Raw genomic sequence first — 1,914 nt, 5'->3', positions numbered from 1 at the left:
CCCCCCCCGCCAAGGGCTGAACCGCACGCGCAACGCGATCCGACGCCGGCCTGGCGACAGGCCGGCGTTTTCGTTTCCGCGGCCGCCGCGCCGAGCGTGACCCCGGTCACTTTGCGCAACGCGGGAACTTCCGTGCCGCCGCGCCGGTCCATTCCGACACTCCTGGTTGAGACGCCGGCCGTTATCCTTAGCGCCGGCGTTTTTTATGTCCGCCCTGCCCCGCGACGAGCGCCGTTCGCCGCGAGCCACCACCGACGAGATCACCGATGAAACTGCGCTTGGCCGCCCTGCTGTTGCTCGCCGCCCTTCCCTTCGCCGCCGCCGCCGCGCCCAAGGCCGGCACCCCGGCCGGCCCTGCGCCGGAGATCGGCGTCGACTACGTCGTGATCGAAGGCGGCAAGCCGTTCGCGCCGGCCAAGGGCAAGGTCGAAGTGGTCGAGGTGTTCGGCTACACCTGCCCGCACTGCGCCCACTTCGAGCCGCAGGTCGCGGCCTGGCGCGCCAAGCAGCCGGCCGACGTCAGCTTCGTTCCGCTGGCCGCGCCGTGGGGCGGCTACTGGACCCCGTACGCGCAGGCCTTCTACACCGCGCAGTCGATGAAGCTGCTGGGCAAGACCCACGAGGCGGTGTTCAAGGCCCTGCACGAGCAGCGCAGCCTGCCGATCCAGAACGCCACCCCGGCCGAGATCGCCGCCTTCTACGCCAAGTTCGGCGCCAACGCCCAGGCCTTCGCCGCCGGCATGGCCGGTCCGGCCACGAACCAGGCGATGGAAAAGGCCAAGGCCTTCATCATGGCCAGCGGCGTCGACGGCACCCCGTCGATGGTGGTCGCCGGCAAGTACCGCATCACCACCCAGAAGGGCTTCGACGACATGCTGCGCGTCGCCGACCATCTGATCGCGCGCGAGCGCGCCACCGCGGGCAAGCGCTGAACCCGGCCTGCACTCCCGCTCGCCCATGACGGCCGCTATCCTGGCGGCCGTTCCCGGCGGAGCCGCGACGCACCGGCGCGCGCCCGCCCCTTCGACTGATCGCATTCCGATCGCTTTGTGGAGACTCCATCGATGAATTCACGCATGGCTTCGCTGCCCCGGTTTCCGCTGATGCTGACCGCGCTGGTCGCGCTGGCGGCCTGCAACAAGACCGAAACCCCGGCCGACACCGCCGCAGCCCCGAGCGCGCCGATGGCCGACGCCGCCGCACCGGCGGCCGACAGCGCCCCGGCCGCGCCGGCCGCCCCGGAAGAACCGGCGATCCAGCCGGCCGCCGTCGCCACCCCGCCGTCCGGCCCGGCCCCGGTCGCCGGCACCGACTTCCAGGAAATCCCCGCCGGCCAGGCCTACGAGCCGGTCGCCGGCAAGATCGAAGTCGCCGAAGTGTTCAGCTACACCTGCCCGCACTGCGCCCAGTTCGAGCCGCAGCTGCTGGATTGGCGCAAGAAGCAGACCGCGGACGTGAAGTTCACCCCGGTCGCCGGCCCGTTCGGCGGCAACCCGATCCCGTTCGCCAAGGCCTTCTACACCGCCCAGACCCTGGGCCTGCTGGAGAAGACCCACGAGGCGATGTTCCGCGCCGTGCACATCGAGCAGACCCTCCCCTACCAGAGCGTGACCGACCAACAGTTCGGCGACTTCTACGCCAAGTACGGCGCCAAGCCGGCCGACTTCATCGGCACCATGAACAGCTTCGCGATCAACGCCAAGCTCAAGCGCGCCGAGCAGTTCATGCAGCGCTCCGGCGTCAGCGCCAGCCCCTCGCTGGTGATCAACGGCAAGTACCTGGTCACCACCGAGAAGGGCTTCGCCGACATGCTGCGCGTCGCCGATCACCTGGTCGCGCGCGAACGCGCCGCGATGCAGGCCCCGGCCGCCGCACCGGCAGCGCCGGCCGACGGCGCCTCCGCTCCGGCGCCGG

2 protein-coding genes are annotated in these 1,914 nt (G+C 71.1%); both read left to right on the top strand.

The window, feature by feature from the left end:
• The first annotated feature begins 266 nt into the window (after positions 1–266).
• Positions 267–932 (top strand): thiol:disulfide interchange protein DsbA/DsbL, encoded by a 666-nt coding sequence (locus TX83_RS21520; protein ID WP_064750031.1) that lies wholly within the window; start codon positions 267–269, stop codon positions 930–932.
• 144 nt (positions 933–1,076) lie between these two features.
• Positions 1,077–1,914: thiol:disulfide interchange protein DsbA/DsbL (locus TX83_RS21515; protein WP_064750030.1), on the top strand; the 838-nt coding region annotated here is incomplete at its 3' end.

It is taken from the genome of Lysobacter antibioticus HS124 (assembly GCF_000336385.2).
In the GTDB taxonomy this organism is placed as follows: Bacteria; Pseudomonadota; Gammaproteobacteria; order Xanthomonadales; family Xanthomonadaceae; genus Lysobacter; species Lysobacter firmicutimachus.
Note: the sequence above shows the minus strand (reverse complement) of the source record. Positions and strands in the feature narration are given on the sequence as shown.